The sequence below is a fragment of the Sodalis sp. RH20 genome (assembly GCF_047324205.1).
GTDB lineage: Bacteria > Pseudomonadota > Gammaproteobacteria > Enterobacterales > Enterobacteriaceae > Acerihabitans.
This window is the reverse complement of sequence record NZ_CP178733.1, coordinates 5494167-5510557: the sequence shown is the minus strand read 5'-3', so window position 1 is coordinate 5510557 and position 16391 is coordinate 5494167. Positions and strand designations below refer to the sequence as shown.

20 protein-coding genes are annotated in these 16391 nt (G+C 58.8%); 11 read left to right on the top strand and 9 right to left on the bottom strand.

Annotation, left to right across the window (positions count from 1 at the left end; translation table 11 throughout):
- Nucleotides 1–12: 12 nt before the first annotated feature.
- Genes mlaB through mlaF form a run of 5 tightly spaced genes read right to left on the bottom strand, consistent with a single transcriptional unit; the run spans nucleotide 13 to nucleotide 3143 of the window.
- Nucleotides 13–321, bottom strand: a complete 309-nt coding sequence (gene mlaB, locus ACL2XM_RS25185; RefSeq protein ID WP_413721525.1) for a lipid asymmetry maintenance protein MlaB — start codon at nucleotides 319–321, stop codon at nucleotides 13–15.
- Complete coding sequence (gene mlaC / locus ACL2XM_RS25180) at nucleotides 314–949, bottom strand: phospholipid-binding protein MlaC (protein WP_410013363.1); 636 nt, start codon at nucleotides 947–949, stop codon at nucleotides 314–316. The genes mlaB and mlaC overlap by 8 nt, the downstream gene beginning before the upstream one ends.
- Before the next feature lie 14 nt (nucleotides 950–963).
- Nucleotides 964–1536, bottom strand: coding sequence for an outer membrane lipid asymmetry maintenance protein MlaD (gene mlaD / locus ACL2XM_RS25175; protein ID WP_410013362.1), 573 nt, complete (start codon nucleotides 1534–1536; stop codon nucleotides 964–966).
- A gap of 4 nt (nucleotides 1537–1540) precedes the next feature.
- A complete protein-coding gene (mlaE, locus tag ACL2XM_RS25170; RefSeq protein ID WP_410013361.1) occupies nucleotides 1541–2326 on the bottom strand; it encodes a lipid asymmetry maintenance ABC transporter permease subunit MlaE in 786 nt (261 codons plus the stop codon).
- Nucleotides 2327–2333: 7 nt separating this feature from the next.
- Entirely contained in the window at nucleotides 2334–3143 is an 810-nt protein-coding gene (mlaF, locus tag ACL2XM_RS25165; RefSeq protein WP_410016722.1) for a phospholipid ABC transporter ATP-binding protein MlaF, read from the bottom strand.
- 251 nt (nucleotides 3144–3394) lie between these two features.
- On the opposite strand from mlaF, the gene ACL2XM_RS25160 reads away from it, so the two are divergent.
- From ACL2XM_RS25160 to npr, 11 genes are all read left to right on the top strand, one after another.
- Nucleotides 3395–4360, top strand: a complete 966-nt coding sequence (locus tag ACL2XM_RS25160; protein WP_410013360.1) for a calcium/sodium antiporter — start codon at nucleotides 3395–3397, stop codon at nucleotides 4358–4360.
- 39 nt (nucleotides 4361–4399) lie between these two features.
- Complete coding sequence (kdsD, locus tag ACL2XM_RS25155) at nucleotides 4400–5386, top strand: arabinose-5-phosphate isomerase KdsD (RefSeq protein WP_410013359.1); 987 nt, start codon at nucleotides 4400–4402, stop codon at nucleotides 5384–5386.
- A gap of 14 nt (nucleotides 5387–5400) precedes the next feature.
- Complete coding sequence (gene kdsC / locus ACL2XM_RS25150; protein WP_413721526.1) at nucleotides 5401–5964, top strand: 3-deoxy-manno-octulosonate-8-phosphatase KdsC; 564 nt, start codon at nucleotides 5401–5403, stop codon at nucleotides 5962–5964.
- Nucleotides 5961–6530 carry an LPS export ABC transporter periplasmic protein LptC gene (lptC, locus tag ACL2XM_RS25145; protein WP_413721527.1) on the top strand — a complete coding sequence of 190 codons (570 nt, stop codon included), beginning with the start codon at nucleotides 5961–5963 and terminating at the stop codon, nucleotides 6528–6530. Before kdsC ends, lptC begins: the two co-directional genes overlap by 4 nt.
- Nucleotides 6508–7089: a lipopolysaccharide ABC transporter substrate-binding protein LptA gene (lptA, locus tag ACL2XM_RS25140; RefSeq protein WP_413729362.1), complete on the top strand. Its 582-nt coding sequence runs from the start codon at nucleotides 6508–6510 to the stop codon at nucleotides 7087–7089. The genes lptC and lptA overlap by 23 nt, the downstream gene beginning before the upstream one ends.
- A 14-nt stretch (nucleotides 7090–7103) precedes the next feature.
- Nucleotides 7104–7829: an LPS export ABC transporter ATP-binding protein gene (gene lptB / locus ACL2XM_RS25135; RefSeq protein WP_410013355.1), complete on the top strand. Its 726-nt coding sequence runs from the start codon at nucleotides 7104–7106 to the stop codon at nucleotides 7827–7829.
- Between the two features lie 47 nt (nucleotides 7830–7876).
- Nucleotides 7877–9310 carry an RNA polymerase factor sigma-54 gene (rpoN, locus tag ACL2XM_RS25130; RefSeq protein ID WP_410013354.1) on the top strand — a complete coding sequence of 478 codons (1434 nt, stop codon included), beginning with the start codon at nucleotides 7877–7879 and terminating at the stop codon, nucleotides 9308–9310.
- A gap of 23 nt (nucleotides 9311–9333) precedes the next feature.
- Nucleotides 9334–9621 (top strand): ribosome hibernation promoting factor, encoded by a 288-nt coding sequence (hpf, locus tag ACL2XM_RS25125; RefSeq protein ID WP_162366255.1) that lies wholly within the window; start codon nucleotides 9334–9336, stop codon nucleotides 9619–9621.
- Between the two features lie 106 nt (nucleotides 9622–9727).
- On the top strand, nucleotides 9728–10207 hold the full coding sequence (ptsN, locus tag ACL2XM_RS25120; RefSeq protein WP_410013353.1) for a PTS IIA-like nitrogen regulatory protein PtsN: 480 nt from the start codon (nucleotides 9728–9730) through the stop codon (nucleotides 10205–10207).
- A 111-nt stretch (nucleotides 10208–10318) separates the two neighbouring features.
- Nucleotides 10319–11173, top strand: a complete 855-nt coding sequence (gene rapZ, locus ACL2XM_RS25115; RefSeq protein WP_410013352.1) for an RNase adapter RapZ — start codon at nucleotides 10319–10321, stop codon at nucleotides 11171–11173.
- Complete coding sequence (gene npr, locus ACL2XM_RS25110; protein WP_410013351.1) at nucleotides 11170–11442, top strand: PTS phosphocarrier protein NPr; 273 nt, start codon at nucleotides 11170–11172, stop codon at nucleotides 11440–11442. Before rapZ ends, npr begins: the two co-directional genes overlap by 4 nt.
- On the opposite strand, the gene ACL2XM_RS25105 is transcribed toward npr, so the two are convergent.
- Genes ACL2XM_RS25105 through ACL2XM_RS25090 form a run of 4 tightly spaced genes read right to left on the bottom strand, consistent with a single transcriptional unit; the run spans nucleotide 11443 to nucleotide 16344 of the window.
- Entirely contained in the window at nucleotides 11443–13356 is a 1914-nt protein-coding gene (locus tag ACL2XM_RS25105; protein WP_413733268.1) for a BglG family transcription antiterminator, read from the bottom strand.
- Nucleotides 13357–13362: 6 nt separating this feature from the next.
- Entirely contained in the window at nucleotides 13363–14103 is a 741-nt protein-coding gene (dagF, locus tag ACL2XM_RS25100) for a 2-dehydro-3-deoxy-phosphogluconate aldolase (protein ID WP_413727617.1), read from the bottom strand.
- A complete protein-coding gene (locus tag ACL2XM_RS25095) occupies nucleotides 14100–15218 on the bottom strand; it encodes a DgaE family pyridoxal phosphate-dependent ammonia lyase (RefSeq protein WP_413729361.1) in 1119 nt (372 codons plus the stop codon). Before ACL2XM_RS25095 ends, dagF begins: the two co-directional genes overlap by 4 nt.
- A complete protein-coding gene (locus ACL2XM_RS25090; RefSeq protein WP_410013348.1) occupies nucleotides 15202–16344 on the bottom strand; it encodes an amidohydrolase/deacetylase family metallohydrolase in 1143 nt (380 codons plus the stop codon). The genes ACL2XM_RS25095 and ACL2XM_RS25090 overlap by 17 nt, the downstream gene beginning before the upstream one ends.
- Nucleotides 16345–16391: the final 47 nt, after the last annotated feature.

Here is a 16391-nt window from a genome sequence, read left to right as displayed (position 1 = left end):
ATGTTCATTCTGTCAGCCGGGCGTATCGTCCGCGCAGGGCAGGATATTATGCAGGTTGTACAAGGTGATAAGGGTGCGCAGTTTATCGGTGACGCCGGTAAGCATGAGCGTACCGCCGCGCCTGGCCTGCAGCGCGCACAGGTGCAGCATCAGGGCCACGCCGGCGGAGTCCACCCGATCCAGCCGCGAGACGTCCAGGAAGCGGATGCCCTGCAGGGCCTGTTCGCGCTGTTCCCAAAACGGCAACAGCGTGACGCGATCAAGCTCGCCCCGCAGGACAAGCGTGTCTTCCTCGGCTTGCCAGCTCAGGGTTTCAGCCATTGCTTTTCTTATCCAGCGAGATAGGTTGCGCGGCGGCGGCCTGTAACTGCCTGGTCAGCCCCTCGATCCCCTGCTGGCGCAGCGTCGAGGCCCATTCATTCTGCTTGGTGGTGATCATGCTCACCCCTTCGGCGATCATATCGTAGGCCTGCCAGTTACCGGTCTGGCTGTTCTTGCGCCATTGAAAATCCAGCCGTACCGGCGGGCGCCCACCCTGATCGACGATGGTGACGCGAATGGCGACGATCGTGGCATCGCCCACGGGCTGCGGCGGGGCAACCTGGTAGGTCTGGTTGCTGTACATCGCCAGCGCCTGGCCGTAGGCCTGCTCCAGATAAGCCTGGAAAGCCTTGAAGTAGGCATCGCGCTGCGCCGGGGTGGCCTGGCGGTAATAGGTGCCGAGCACCAGCGCGCCGGCGTATTTGACCTGCACATAGGGCAGCAGTTCTTCACGCACCACATCGCGCAGCACGTTGGGATTGGCGCGAATCTGGCTTTGTTCGTTCTTGAGGCGGGTAAAGGTTTTATCCGCCGCCGCGTTCATCAGCGCATAGGGATTGGTCTGGTCGACGGCCTGGGCCAGCGGCGCGACCGCAAGCAGGGCCAGCAGTAAAAATCGTGTAAACATAAAACATTATCCTCTTATTTTGCCGCCGCCGCGGGGGCGTTGCCGTCGGCGGATGCAGGTGCGTGGGCCGCGCCGCTGGTCGGGGCGGGCCCGTTGTCGCCGGAAACAGGCGCGGGTTTGTCGCCGCTTTTGTACAGGAACTGGCCGATCAGGTCCTCCAGCACCAAGGCTGATTTGGTATCCTGAATAATACCGCCATCCTTAAGGATAGACGTTCCCATATCCGGGTCCTCGAAGCCGATGTTCAGCGCCAGGTATTGTTCGCCCAGCAGGCCCGAGGTGCGGATCGCCAGGGAGCTGGTATCGGGGATATGATTGTAGGTGTCCTCGATGTCCATCGATACCCTGGGCGCATAGGTTTTCGGGTCGAGGGTAATCTCCGCCACCCGGCCTACCACCACGCCGCCCACTTTGACCGGCGAACGCACCTTCAGCCCGCCGATATTATCGAAAGTGGCCGAAATACGGTAGGTGGACACGCTGCCCATCGAGCGGATATCCGCCACTTTCAGGCACAGGAAAATAACGGCGCACAGGGCGATGATCATAAAAACGCCGACCCAGATTTCACTCTTTTTCGTTTGCATTAACTCACTTCCCAAACATCAGTGCTGTCAGCACAAAATCCAGTCCCAACACCGCCAGGGACGCATGGACGACCGTTCTGGTGGTCGCGCGGCTAATCCCCTCCGACGTCGGGATCGCATCATAACCGTTAAACAGCGCGATCCAGGTGACCGTAATGGCGAAAACCACGCTCTTGATCAGGCAATTCACCAAATCCTGGTGCCAATCCACCGCGCCTTGCATGGCGGACCAGAAATAACCGTTGTCGATCCCCTTCCAGTCCACCCCCACTATGCCGCCGCCCCAAATGCCCACCGCGACAAAAATGGCCGTCAGCAGCGGCATGCTGATGACGCCGGCCCAAAAACGGGGCGCCACGATGCGCCGCAGCGGATCGACCGCCATCATCTCCAGGCTGGACAATTGCTCGGTGGCCTTCATCAACCCGATTTCGGCGGTCAGCGCCGACCCGGCGCGCCCGGCGAACAGCAGCGCGGTCACCACCGGGCCCAGCTCGCGCAGCAGCGACAACGCCACCATCATGCCCAGGCTGGCCTCGGCGCTGTAGGTGGTCAGGATAATATAGCCCTGCAGCCCCAGCACCATGCCGATAAACAACCCCGACACAATAATAATGATTAACGATTGTACCCCGACGCTGTAGAGCTGCTTTATCAACAGCGGCCACTGCTGCCGGAAGGCGGGTTTGCCCACCAGCGCGTTAAATAACATCACGCCTGACCGCCCGAAAGTATGGCAGACGCTGATGCCCCGGCGTCCAAAGGACGCTAATGCTTGTTGTAGTAGCATGGCTCGGTCAACTCCCTGAACCTAAAAGCTGTGTTTTATAATCTCTGGCGGGGAAATGAAACGGCACCGGACCATCGGCGATGCCGTCCAGGAACTGCCGCACCCGCGGATCCTGGTTGGCGCGCAGCTCGGCCGGCGTTCCTTCCGCGATAACATGCTGCTCGGCCACGATGTAAGCGTAATCGGCGATGCTCAATACCTCCGGCACGTCATGGGAGACCACGATGCAGGTGACGCCCAGCGCGTGGTTCAATTCATCAATAAGTTTGACCAGCACGCCCATGGTAATGGGGTCCTGCCCGACGAAAGGCTCGTCAAACATAATCAGTTCCGGGTCGAGGGCGATGGCGCGGGCCAGCGCGGCGCGCCTGGCCATGCCGCCCGAGAGTTCGGAAGGCATCAGCGACGCGGCCCCGCGCAGCCCCACCGCCTCGAGTTTCATCATCACGGTGGTGCGCAGCACTTCTTCCGGCAGCCGCGTGTGCTGCCGCAGGGGGAACGCCACGTTTTCAAACACGTTGATATCGGTAAACAGGGCGCCGGACTGGAACAGCATGCTGATTTTTTTGCGCACCTCGTATAGCCGCCCGCGCGATAAGGAGGGAATATTGTCGCCGTCAAACCAAATTTCGCCGCTGTCGGGCGGCAGCTGGCCGCCAATCAGGCGTAACAGGGTGGTTTTACCGATACCCGACGGCCCCATGATCGCGGTGATCTTTCCCCGCGGCACCTGCAGGGTGATGTTGTCGAATATCGGCCGATTGCCGCGCCGGAAGCTCAATCCGCGGATATCGACCAAATGCTCCGTCTGGTTCATGTCATTACTGCCCATATCTTGCCCACTTAAAGCCCATTGCCCTAGATATTAAAGCAATAGGACCGATTCATCGAACTTTTACATAAAATTACCCTGGCGGCGGTAAGATAGGATCAATAGCCGATGTTTTACTTTTGGCCCGCGGGCAGTCAAAATTAAGACGCGCGCCGGTTGCCGGCATCCTTACCCTTCCGCCCGGGAAGCGGCGGTGGCGACGGCGGCCCAGGATTCTTTCACATCAAGGACTTCATATGTTTTTTGCCACGTCATTATTAGTTATTGGTCTTATTCTACTGGTTTATGGCGCGGATAGATTGGTTTACAGTGCTGCCGTGATCGGCCGGTCGCTGGGTATGGCGCCCTGGCTGGTGGGCTGCACCATCGTCGCATTGGGCACGTCCCTGCCCGAACTGCTGATCGCGGTCACCGCCGCGCTGAATCATCAACTCGATATGACCGTGGGCAATATCCTTGGTTCCAATGTGATCAATAGTTTATTGATCGTCGGCGGCGCGGCGCTGATCCGTCCCATGGCCTTCCATTCGGACATCGTGCGGCGCGAGCTGCCGCTGCTGCTGCTCGCCACCGCGCTGTGCGGCCTGGCGCTGGCGGATCGCGCCCTGGGCCGCCTGGATGGTATAATACTGTTGCTGGCGGCGATAGGGTATATTGCCGCCATGATCGCCCTGACCCGCCGGGCGCAGAGCGCCGGCAACGACAGCCTGACCCGCGAACGGCTGGCTGAGCTGCCGCAGGACACGCCGGATAGCGGCACAACCGTGGCGGTGCTGTGGCTGGCGCTGGCCTTTATCATCATGCCCATATCGGCGCATATGGTGATTGATAACGCGGGCGTGGTGGCCCGGCATCTGGGGGTAAGCGAGTTGGTGATCGGCCTGACGGTGGTGGCCTTCGGCACCAGCCTGCCCGAACTGGCAACCGTTATCGCCGGCGCCCTGAAAGGGGAAAACGATATTGCCCTGGGCAATCTCATCGGTTCCAATATCGTCAATAGCCTGCTGGTGCTGGGCGTGCCGGCCCTGCTTTCGCCCGGCCGGTTCAATCCGCTGGCGTTTACCCGCGATTATTGGGTTATGCTGGCGGCAAGCATTATATTAACCGCCTTTTGCCTGGGAAAGCGCCGTAGGATCAACTCTGGCATGGGCGCTCTGTTATTATGTGGTTTTGCCGCCTATGTTACGGTGTTGTTTATTTAGCCCGCGGACGCTGCCGGGCGCATCAGGATACGTTACGTTATGTCACATTTGTCGTTAGCGCCGGATTTTGATTTCCCGGCAGCAGGTAAACAGGTCCTCGCCGCCGAGCGTGAAGGCCTGGCGCAGCTTGATCAATATATCAACGACGATTTTCGCCGCGCGTGCGAAAAAATATTTTATTGCAGCGGCAAAGTCGTGGTGATGGGGATGGGCAAATCCGGCCATATCGGCCGCAAGATGGCGGCGACCTTCGCCAGCACCGGCACGCCCTCCTTTTTTGTCCATCCCGGCGAGGCCAGCCATGGCGATCTGGGCATGGTATCGGCCCAGGACATCGTCATCGCCTTGTCCAACTCAGGCGAATCCAATGAAATCCTGGCGCTGATTCCGGTGCTCAAGCGCCTGCAGATCCCGCTTATCTGCATGACCGGCAATCCGGCCAGCGCCATGGGCAAGGCGGCGGATATCCATATCTGCGTCCACGTGCCCCTGGAAGCGTGCCCGCTGGGCCTGGCTCCCACCACCAGCACCACCGCCGCCCTGGTGATGGGCGACGCGCTGGCGGTGGCGCTGCTGCAGGCCCGCGGCTTTACCCCCGAAGACTTCGCCCTGTCCCACCCCGGCGGCGCGCTGGGCCGTAAACTATTGCTGCGGGTGACCGATATCATGCACAGCGGCGAAGAAATCCCGGTGACGCCGCGGGATGCGTCATTACGCGACGCCCTGCTGGAAATCACGCGTAAAAATCTCGGCATGACGGTGATATGCGACGATAAGCTGAATATCGCCGGCATTTTTACCGACGGCGACTTGCGCCGGGTGTTCGATATGGGCGTGGATTTAAACCAGGCGCGCATCGCCGACCTGATGACCGCCGGCGGTATCCGGGTGACGCCCAATACCCTGGCGGTCGACGCCCTTAACCTGATGCAGTCGCGCCATATCACCTCGGTGCTGGTGGCCGACCAGAACCGGCTTATGGGCGTGGTGCATATGCATGATATGCTGCGAGCCGGCGTTATTTAACAAGGAAACCCGCCATGCAAGAGACCACCCTTATCGCGACCTGTTACGGCCCGGTCGACCAGCGGATACTGCAATGCGCCCGGGATATCCGGCTGCTGGTGTGCGACGTGGACGGCGTCCTGTCGGACGGCTTTATCTACCAAGGCAACCAGGGCGAGGAGCTCAAGGCGTTTAACGTCCGCGACGGCTACGGCATCCGATGCTTACTGACATCCGGCATCGAGGTCGCTATTATTACCGGCCGGTCCGCCCAACTGGTGGAAGATCGCGCGCGTACCCTGGGGATCTCCCATCTCTACCAGGGCCGGTCGGATAAGCTTTTGGCCTTTGAGGATCTATTGGTTAAACTATCTTTAACAGCGGATCAGGCCGCGTATATCGGCGATGATCTTATTGATTGGCCGGTGATGTCGCGGGTGGGATTAAGCGTCGCCGTGGCGGACGCGCATCCTTTGCTGCTGCCGTTGGCCGATTATGTGACGCATATTGCCGGCGGTCGCGGCGCGGTTCGCGAAATCTGCGATTTAATTCTGCTGGCGCAAGGGAAGCTTGATGATGCCAAAGGGCAGTCGGTATGAGTAAAACAAGATGGTGGGTCACCCTACTGCTGGTATTGGTGGTCCTGGTGCTAATCGGCCTGAACCTGACCGATAACGACGGCAGCCAGAACGCGGTGGCGCCCGATGCCGGCGAACCCACCTACCAGAGCGAACATACCATTACCCTGGTATACAATCCGTTGGGCGCCATGAATTATCGCTTGATCTCCGAGCACGTCGAGCACTTCGCCGTCGAGCAGATTAGCTGGTTTACCCAGCCGGTGGCGACGATGTACGATGAGAATAAAGTCGCCACCTGGACAGTCCGGTCCGATCGGGCCAAGCTGACCAATGATAAAATGCTTTATTTATACGGCCATGTTCAGGTTGACAGTCTGACCGAAACCTCGCAACTGCAGCGTATCAGAACCGATAACGCGGTGGTGAATCTTGTTACGCAGGATGTTTCCTCCGATGACGAGGTGACCCTATATGGCATCGGATTTAACTCTAAAGGCATGAAAATGCGCGGAAACCTGCGGAACAAGACTGCCGAGCTGATTGAAAAGGTTAAGACCTCTTATGAAATCCAAAATCCAAAATAACATCTGTTACGTTTTTGCGGCCGGCGCGCTGCTGCTGGCGAGCGCCAATGCCCTGGCGCTGACCGGCGATACCGACCAGCCGATCAATATTGATTCCGAGCAGCAGGCCGTCGATATGCAGACCAATGTCGTCACCCTTACCGGTACGGTGGTGGTCAAACAAGGCTCCATCGACATCCGGGCGGATAAAGTGGTCATCACCCGCCCCAACGGCGAACAGGGCAAGGAAGTGGTCGAGGGTTACGGCAATCCGGTGACGTTTTACCAGATGCAGGACAACGGCAAGCCGGTGAAGGGCCATGCGCAAAAGGTCCGCTATGAGCTGGCCAACGATTTTGTGGTGCTGACCGGCGACGCTTATCTCGAACAGCTCGACAGCAACGTCAAGGGCGATCGCATCACTTACCTGGTGAAACAACAGCAAATGGAAGCCTTCAGCGACAAGGGCAAACGGGTCACCACCGTATTGGTGCCGTCCCAGCTGCAGGATAAGAACCCGGCGGGCGCGGCACCCAAAGCGTCCTCAGCGCCCAAGGCGCCCAAATCCGGCAATAAATAAGAGTAATTGAACCCATGGCAACATTAATCGCAGAAAACCTGGCTAAAGCCTACAAGGGCCGACATGTGGTGGAAGACGTCAGCCTCAAGGTCAGCTCAGGGGAAATCGTCGGGTTGCTGGGGCCGAACGGGGCCGGCAAGACCACCACGTTCTACATGGTGGTCGGCATCATCCAGCGCGACGCCGGGCGCATTATTATCGATGACGACGATATCAGCCTGCTACCGTTGCATACCCGCGCCCGGCGCGGCATCGGCTACCTGCCGCAGGAAGCGTCGATTTTCCGCCGCCTGAGCGTGTTTGATAACCTGATGGCGGTATTGCAGATCAGAAACGATCTCAGCGCTTCGCAGCGCGACGACCGCGCCAATGCGCTGATGGAAGAATTCCATATCGCCCATCTGCGCGATAACCTGGGGCAATCATTATCCGGCGGCGAGCGGCGGCGGGTGGAAATTGCCCGCGCCCTGGCGGCCAACCCTAAATTCATCCTGCTTGACGAGCCCTTTGCCGGCGTCGACCCGATTTCCGTCATCGATATCAAGAAAATCATTGAACATCTGCGCGATAGCGGCCTGGGCGTGCTGATTACCGATCATAACGTACGCGAAACATTGGACGTCTGCGAGCGCGCCTATATCGTAAGCCAGGGACATCTTATCGCCCATGGCACACCCGCCGAAATCCTTCAGGACGAGCAGGTGAAGCGTGTTTATCTGGGCGAAGAGTTCCGCCTCTGATAAGGTGTCCTGAAGTGAAAGCCCCAAGAGGTTAATTAACGCATTATATGAAGCAAGGTTTGCAACTCAGGTTTAGTCAGCAACTCGCCATGACTCCGCAGTTACAGCAAGCAATACGCCTGCTGCAACTGTCTACGCTTGAACTTCAGCAGGAGATTCAAACCGCGCTGGAAAGCAACCCCTTACTTGAGCAAACCGATGTCCATGAAGAAATAGACTCACACGACGTACCCGACAGCGAATCGCTTGATACCCGCGAGGCGATGGAGCAGAAGGACATGCCGGAAGAACTGCCGCTTGACGCCACCTGGGACGAAATGTACTCGGCGGGCACGCCCTCGGGCACCGGCACCGACTACCGCGACGAAGAACTGCCGATTTACCAGGGCGAAACCATCCAGACCCTGCAGGATTACCTGATGTGGCAGGTGGAGCTGACGCCGTTTTCCGATACCGATATCGCCATTGCCACCTCCATCGTCGACGCGGTGGATGAAACCGGTTACCTGACGGTGCCGCTGGAAGATATCCTCGAGTGCATCGGCGACGACAGCGTCACCATGGACGAAGTAGAAGCGGTATTAAAACGCGTGCAGCGCTTTGATCCGGTGGGCGTGGCGGCGCGGGATCTGCGGGATTGCCTGCTGATCCAGCTATCGCAGCTGTCGAAGGATTTTCCTTACCTGAACGAAGCCAGGCTTATCGTCAGCGACTATCTCGATCTGCTGGCCAGCCATGATTTCCGCAGCCTGCTGCGATCCACCCGCCTAAAGGAAGACGTGCTGAAATCCGCCATGGCGCTGATCCAATCCCTCGATCCCCGGCCCGGCCAGTCAATCAATACCACCGAATCGCAATATGTCATCCCGGACGTCCTGGTGCGCAAGGTGCATAATCGCTGGACGGTGGAGCTCAATACCGACAGCATTCCCAATCTTAAAATCAACCAGCAATACGCCGCGCTCGGCAATACCACCCGCAATGACTCGGACGGACAATTTATCCGCAGCCATTTGCAGGAAGCGCGCTGGTTAATCAAAAGCCTGGAAAGTCGTAATGACACGCTGTTAAAAGTGACCCGCTGCATCGTGGAGCAGCAACAGGCGTTTTTCGATCAGGGAGAGGAGTATATGCGGCCCATGGTGCTGGCGGATATCGCCCAGGCGGTGGAGATGCACGAATCGACGATATCCCGCGTCACGACGCAAAAATATCTGCACAGCCCGCGCGGCATTTTTGAACTGAAATATTTTTTCTCCAGCCACGTCAATACCGAGGGGGGAGGCGAAGCGTCTTCTACGGCCATTCGTGCGCTGGTGAGAAAATTAATCGCCGCGGAAAACCCGGCGAAGCCGCTAAGCGATAGCAAGCTGACCACCCTGCTTTCCGATCAGGGCATTATGGTGGCGCGGCGAACCGTGGCAAAATACCGAGAGTCTTTGTCCATCCCGCCGTCAAACCAGCGTAAGCAAATGGTTTGACCTCTACAGAGAAGGAAGACACTATGCAGCTGAATATTACCGGACAGCGCGTTGAAATCACCGATGCTTTGCGCGATTTCGTGACGACGAAATTTTCCAAGCTGGAACAATACTTCGACCGGATCAATCAGGTATATATTGTTCTGAAGATCGAAAAAGTCCAGCAGATTGCCGAAGCGACGATCCATGTCAACGGCGGTGAGCTGCACGCGACGTCAGAGGCGGACGATATGTATGCCGCCGTCGATTTGCTGATCGACAAGCTGACGCGCCAGTTGAACAAACATAAAGAGAAACTGAAACAGTACTGAATTCACTGTAGCCATTATCGCTACCTAACCTCACATCGGCTCGTTATCCGTACGATAACGGGCCGATGAGTCTTAAAGGTGAAACAAGCGCCTTAAGTGAAATGAAATGACTAACGATACAGCTTTGCAAATAAACACGGTGTTAAGCCTTGAGTGCACCCGCGGCTCCATCCACTGCCAGAGCAAAAAGCGCGCGCTGGAAATTATCAGCGAGCTGGCGGCCAAGCAGCTCAACCTGGCGCCGCAGGTGGTGTTCGAGGCCGTATTGACCCGTGAACGCATGGGCAGTACCGGTATCGGCAACGGTATCGCCATCCCGCACGGCAAGCTGGAAGAAGACACCCTGCGCGCGGTCGGTGTGTTTATCCGCCTGGAGCAGCCCATTGCCTTTGATGCGATAGATAACCAACCGGTGGATTTGCTGTTTGCGCTATTGGTGCCGGCCGAGCAGTGTAAAACCCATTTGCACACCCTGGCCCTGGTGGCCAAGCGCCTGGCCGATAAAACGGTCTGCCGTCGCCTGCGCGCCGCGCAAAGCGATGAAGAGCTGTATGCCATAATGACGGAAACGGAAGCCGGGTCTTAACGCGCCGGGTCGGATTGCCTGCCCGGCGCTGTACCGACCAGCGGGGAGTCATTGGCGCGATTACGGCAAGCGTGGCCAATGGGTCAATAAAAATACCAGAGGGGAGTCGTCATGGTGCTGATGATTGTCAGCGGTCGATCCGGTTCAGGGAAATCAGTCGCGCTGCGCGCGCTGGAAGATATGGGGTTTTATTGCGTCGATAACCTGCCGGTGGTGCTGCTGCCGCAATTGGCCAATACGCTGGCCGACCGGAATATCTCCGCCGCGGTGAGCATTGATGTGCGCAATATGCCCGAGACGCCGGAGATTTTCGAGCACGCCATGGACAACCTGCCGCAAAGCTTTTCGCCGCAGCTGTTGTTCCTCGACGCCGATCGCAGCACCCTAATCAGGCGGTATAGCGATACCCGGCGCCTGCATCCGTTATCCAGCAAGAATCTGTCGCTGGAAAGCGCCATTGATGAAGAGAATGAACTGCTGGAACCGCTGCGCTCCCGCGCGGATCTGATTATCGATACCACGGAAATGTCGGTGCATGAGCTGGCGGAAATGCTGCGCGCCCGGCTGCTGGGCAAACGCGAGCGCGAGCTGACCATCGTGTTCGAGTCTTTCGGCTATAAGCACGGCCTGCCCATCGACGCCGATTATGTTTTCGACGTGCGTTTCCTGCCCAACCCGCACTGGGATCCCAAACTGCGGCCGATGACCGGGCTGGATAAGCCGGTGGCGGCCTTTCTCGACCGCCATACCGAAGTGCATAATTTTATCTATCAAACCCGCAGTTACCTGGAGTTATGGTTGCCGATGCTGGAAACCAATAACCGCAGCTACCTGACCGTGGCCATTGGCTGCACCGGCGGCAAACACCGCTCGGTCTACGTGGCCGAGCAGCTGGCGGACTATTTCCGTTCACGCGGTAAAAACGTCCAGTCCCGGCACCGCACCCTGGAAAAGCGCAAACCATGACGGTTAAACAAACGGTGGAAATCAAGAACCGCCTGGGCATGCACGCCCGGCCGGCAATGAAGCTATTCGATCTGGTGCAAAGCTTTGACGCGGAGGTGTTGCTGCGCAACGATAGCGGCACCGAAGCGGAAGCCAGCAGCGTTATCGCCCTGCTGATGCTGGACTCGGCCAAAGGCCGGGTGATCGAGGTGGAGGCCACCGGCCCGGATGAGATACAAGCGCTGGCGGCGGTGATCGAGCTGTTTAACGCCGGTTTCGACGAAGACTGATCACGCGCGGCTCAGGCTATCGATGGCCACCGCCTTGAAGCCGGCGAAATCGCGACTGTCGCGCAGCCTGGGCATGGAGCGCTCGCGCACGAAGGTCACGAACAGCTCATAGATCGCCATCGCCTCTTCATAATCGGTCTTATTGATCGCCAGCAGGAAAATCACGTAGGCGGTTTCATTATCGCCCCAGGCTATGCCCTGCGGCGCCAGAATGGTGTAAATCACCGTCTGCCTGGCCAGCAGCCCCAGGGAATGCGGCAGCGCAATGCCGTCGCCCAACAGGGTACTGACGATAGCCTCGCGCTCCACCACCGAGGGATAAAAATCCTTATCCACAACCCCTTCCCGCTTCAGCTGGCCGCATACCTGCTTAAACAGCGCCTGCTGGGTCAGCGGCCGGTCGACAATCATAAAATGCTGTTCAGAAAAGAACTTTTCCAGCATATAAGGGCGGGTGCGATCCACCAGCACCAGTTTGCCCAGCTGTTCGAGCTGATAGTCGCTGGGGAACGGCGCCAGCACCATCACCGGTTTGTTTTTTTCACCGATCCTGACGGTGGAAATGACAAAATCCTCCTCCAGCGCCGGCAGCTTGTCATATTCCCGTAATGAAATCACCTGCGTCACGGCAATCTGCGGATATTTGCGCTTGAGCATCGCCTGGATCATGCGCACCGTCGAGTTGCCGCTGTCGCAGACCAGCAGCGCCTGCGGATGGCGCTGGTAGCCGATATTGTAGTGCCGTTCCAGGCCGACGCCGATATGCAGGACCAGATAGCCTATCTCGTTTTCACTGATGACATACGGGGTATATTTGCCCCAGCTGGTTACCGCCGCCAGCGTCACGTCATAGGCCATGGGATAGTGCTGCTTGATGTTGGCCAGCAGCGGATTGGGAATGGTGATTTGATAGCGCACCCGGGTGATCATGGTCTTGATATGGGTCAGCAGGTCGGCGCGCAGCTGGCTGTCGTTTTGCAGGTTATAGTTATAGTGGCTGTTGATATAGCTGAGGATATAGTCCACCAGCGTTTCGTCGTCGTCGGCGTTAATGGACGAGGGATTGATGTCCTGTATCCGCCGCGCGGCAATATGGATGCGCAGGTAATTTTCCTCCGCCGCCGAAAAGCCCTTGCCGGTTAACGGTTCGATCAGGCGCACCAGCTGCGCGGACGCCGTTTTAATCCCCTCGTCCACCTCCTCCATCGGGAAATCCGGCAGGGGGTAGCCTTGCCGGATGCGTTTGACCGCCACCGCGCTGTACAGGGCCAGATATTGTTCGCCCTCATCGGTAAGCTTGATGCCGCTGGCCACCAGGCTTTGGTGCCAGGCCGGCTTCAGCCGCGGCAGAATATCGAACGGCAGCTCGCCGCTGGCCAGCAGATAGCTGTCATGCTCGTCCAGCGACAGGGAATACATCAGATCGGTCAGGCACACCCGGATGGACGCTTCCTTGCCGAACAGCTTCATGCCGTGGCGGGGTTTGGTCTCGATGGTCAGATCGTAGCGCGACAGCCGTTCGCGCACTTCGCCCATATCGCTTTGCAGCGTGCCGCGGCTGACATACCATTCGTCGGCCACATCCTCCATCTTAAAGGCATAGGCCGAGCTTAAAAAGCGTACCATCAGCGCCGGGATACGCTCGGCGCTGGAATGAGGCGTGCGATTTTGGCGCGGCGTCTGCCGGGAGAGCGAGGCAAAAAGCGGCTCGTCGTCGATTTTCAACTGATAGCCGCTGCCGCGGTTGAGAACAAACTGCGCGCCATGGCCGGACAGGATGGCGTTCAGTGCCTGGATATCGGCCCGCACGGTGCGGGTCGATACCGAAAAACGTCTGGCCAGCTCTTCCTGCGGCAGCGATTCCGCCTGTAATGCGTCGAACATATTGGCCAGTCGCTGGTTAGGAAATCTCACCATGGCTTATGCAACCTGCTTTTTTACCAGCGCCAGCAATGTCGCCACGTCCTGGGGGCGGGTATTGCCGGTCTCTTTGTCGATAATCGAGCTGTAGATATGCGGAATGATGCGTTTGACCCCGGCGTCCAGCGCGATCTGCAGGATCGGGGCGAAGTTGTCCAGATCGATGCCGCCGGTCGGTTCCAGATAAAAATCATGACGCGCGCAGGCCAGCGCAACCGCCCGGTATTCATCCAGGTGATCCAGCCCGCCCATGGGGAAAAACTTAATGGAGCTGCCGCCCATGTCCTTTAGCAGGGCGATGGCCGTTTCAATGGGCACGATGCCGTCGGGCGACCTGGCGCTGAGCGGACCGGTGGAGATTTTCACCAGCCCCGGCCGGCCGGTGGGCGACACCAGGCCATTGACCAGGGTATCGGTCTGGCCGAGCAGCGCGCGGCTGGCGCCGACGCCGGTAAACACCTGGTTGACGTGCTGCGGCTGCAGGACGCCGGCAATGGCGGCGACCATCGCCGACTGGTTCGGATCGCCCGCTCCCAGGCCAACCGACAGCGCGTTGTCAATCAGGGCGGCGTAGGCGCGCATATCCTCGACGGCCGACGGCACGTCGGGATAGTTTTTCGAGAGGACGCCAACCAGCACATGGCCTTCCGCCGCCTCGTAGATGGCGCGCGCGTTTTCTTTGGAGCCGGCCAGAACGTTCAGGCAAACCCGGTCGCGGTAATAATTGGGGGTTAATTTCATGAACGGGATCCTTTTCCTATTTCACTGATGCGTGAACAAATGATATCAAGCTGGGCCGGGGTCACGCTGCGCACATCCACCTCGATAATGCCCGCGTTAGCCTTATACCCGCGAAAATAAATCGCCGGATTGCCCATTTTCAACGCCGAGACGATATCCGCCGTGGCGATGCCCAATACCGTCTCGTCAAAATGGATTTCGGCGCGGGCGATGTCGCGCCCCGCCCCATCCCACACCACCCGCGCGCTGATGCCGGCCAGGGTATTCAGCCGATCGATAAACGGCGTCATTTTGGCCACCATCTCGCCGCCCGACTCTTTTTCACGCGCCAGATAACTTTCGATGGCCTGGGTCAGGCCCAGTATGCCTTCCTTGCCGATTTTCATTGCCCGGCCGATACCGCCGCCCTGCCGCTTGACCCACTCCACCGCCTGCGTTTTCCCGATAACCAGCCCGCTGGTCGGTCCCTCGAGCGCCTTGGCGCCGCTGTAGATCACCAGGTCGGCGCCCTGGCGGTAATATACCGCCAGATCTTCCTCGGCGGCGGCGTCGACAATCAGCGGCAGATGGCGGCTATGGGCGATTTCCGCGGCCTGCGCCACGGACAATATGCTCTTTTGCACACAATGGTGCGATTTAATATACAACACCGCCGCCGTTTGCGGACCGATGGCCGCCGCCAGTTGCTCCGGGGAGCACTCGTTGGCATAACCGGCCTCCACCACCTTACCGCCGCCCAGCGCCACCATGGTGCCCACCGGCGCGCCAAAATTCACGTTATGCCCCTTGGGCAGCACTATTTCATGAGGCACGGCCAGCGGTGCGGCATGCAGGTTCACCAGCAGGTTCAGGTCGTCCTTAACGATAAACGCCGCCACCGACTGGGCGATGCCCGCCGAGGCGCAGGAGACGATAACCGCGCTCTCAACGCCCAGCAAACCGGCCAGGTAGGCGCCGGTCTTATCCACCAGATCCTTCATTTCAAAATAATGGTTCAGGCCCAGATTGACCGCGTCGACCACATCCTGCCGGGGTGTGGACACGCCCAGCAGGGTCATGCGGCCAGAGGCGTTGATCACTTCTTTCAGCTGATATTTTTCATAAATCGAAGACATGGGAGGTTTTTCCTTCGTCCGTTAACAAACAAACGCCCGCCACCACCGCCGCCAGCGGGATCAACTGCTGCTCCCCGGTGACGGAGTGTCCCTCGGCGTCGGTGAACACGCAGGGGGCGGTGCGAACGTCAAACAGGGTTATATCCGCATCGCAGCCGGGTACAAGCCGTCCTTTTTTGGTCAGGCGCAGCGCATCGGCCGCATGCAGGGTTACACAGTCAATCACCTGGGCGAGCGTCATGCCGAGGGTGAAAAATTTAGCCATCACCGCCGCCAGGCTATGTACAGGCCCGTCAATACGGTTGCGGCAGTAGATATCGGAGCTGATGGTATAGGGATAGATACCCTGGGCTATCGCCAGGCGGGCCACCTCGAAGCTGAAGCTGGCGGTGCCATGGCCGACATCCAGGCGCACGCCGCGTTGCAGCGCCTTGCGCACCGAGGCGCGCAGTTCGCCCGCGGGCGTCAGGATGCGGTTGGGCTTGCCGTTATAACAATGGGTGACAATATCCCCGGCGCCGAGCAGATCGACGATGCGCCCGAGATCCGGCGGATTATTGCCGATATGCACCATTAACGGCAGGTTGCCGTTTTCCCGCTGGATTTCCTTGGCGCGCTGCAGGGGCTTGACGCCGTTGGCGCCCACCACGCTGCTGCTGATCCTGGCCTTGATACCGATAATAAAACCGCGATGACGGGCAATCGCCTCACCGGCCAGCGCTTTGTCGATGCGCGTCATATCCGCCAGTTCATCCTGGGTGACGATGCCGGTGCGCGCGATATTCAGCAGGGCATACACCCGGGTTTTGGCCGCCCGGGTCAATTGATAAAAATCGTCCACCGCGTCGGCGCCGGTGCTGCCGGCGTCGACCACCGTGGTCACGCCGCAGGCGATACCCACCTTATCCGGCTCGTCATGGTATATCGGCGAGGCGGGATAGCAATGGACATGGGAATCAATCCAGCCGGCGCTGGCATAATAGCGCCCGCCCAGGTTAATCTCGCGCCGGGCGGAAGTCGGCACGGCGCCTACGGCGGCGATGCGCCCGTCCAGCACGGCGATATCGGCAAGGGTGCCGTCCGGCTGCCTGGCCTGCCGGATAATCAGATCATATAAGGGTGCCAAGGGTCCTCCTTATGTTATCCGCCCGCCGCCCCGTGGCGCGGCCGGAT

Coding starts and splice junctions, on each gene's coding strand:
- mlaB (WP_413721525.1), bottom strand. CDS start 321: ATGGCTGAAACCCTGAGCTGGCAAGCCGAGGAAGACACGCTTGTCCTG.
- mlaE (WP_410013361.1), bottom strand. CDS start 2,326: ATGCTACTACAACAAGCATTAGCGTCCTTTGGACGCCGGGGCATCAGC.
- kdsD (WP_410013359.1), top strand. CDS start 4,400: ATGTCACATTTGTCGTTAGCGCCGGATTTTGATTTCCCGGCAGCAGGT.
- mlaD (WP_410013362.1), bottom strand. CDS start 1,536: ATGCAAACGAAAAAGAGTGAAATCTGGGTCGGCGTTTTTATGATCATC.
- mlaC (WP_410013363.1), bottom strand. CDS start 949: ATGTTTACACGATTTTTACTGCTGGCCCTGCTTGCGGTCGCGCCGCTG.
- npr (WP_410013351.1), top strand. CDS start 11,170: ATGACGGTTAAACAAACGGTGGAAATCAAGAACCGCCTGGGCATGCAC.
- hpf (WP_162366255.1), top strand. CDS start 9,334: ATGCAGCTGAATATTACCGGACAGCGCGTTGAAATCACCGATGCTTTG.
- lptA (WP_413729362.1), top strand. CDS start 6,508: ATGAAATCCAAAATCCAAAATAACATCTGTTACGTTTTTGCGGCCGGC.
- ACL2XM_RS25160 (WP_410013360.1), top strand. CDS start 3,395: ATGTTTTTTGCCACGTCATTATTAGTTATTGGTCTTATTCTACTGGTT.
- rpoN (WP_410013354.1), top strand. CDS start 7,877: ATGAAGCAAGGTTTGCAACTCAGGTTTAGTCAGCAACTCGCCATGACT.
- rapZ (WP_410013352.1), top strand. CDS start 10,319: ATGGTGCTGATGATTGTCAGCGGTCGATCCGGTTCAGGGAAATCAGTC.
- kdsC (WP_413721526.1), top strand. CDS start 5,401: ATGCAAGAGACCACCCTTATCGCGACCTGTTACGGCCCGGTCGACCAG.
- ptsN (WP_410013353.1), top strand. CDS start 9,728: ATGACTAACGATACAGCTTTGCAAATAAACACGGTGTTAAGCCTTGAG.
- lptC (WP_413721527.1), top strand. CDS start 5,961: ATGAGTAAAACAAGATGGTGGGTCACCCTACTGCTGGTATTGGTGGTC.
- lptB (WP_410013355.1), top strand. CDS start 7,104: ATGGCAACATTAATCGCAGAAAACCTGGCTAAAGCCTACAAGGGCCGA.
- dagF (WP_413727617.1), bottom strand. CDS start 14,103: ATGAAATTAACCCCCAATTATTACCGCGACCGGGTTTGCCTGAACGTT.
- ACL2XM_RS25095 (WP_413729361.1), bottom strand. CDS start 15,218: ATGTCTTCGATTTATGAAAAATATCAGCTGAAAGAAGTGATCAACGCC.
- mlaF (WP_410016722.1), bottom strand. CDS start 3,143: ATGAACCAGACGGAGCATTTGGTCGATATCCGCGGATTGAGCTTCCGG.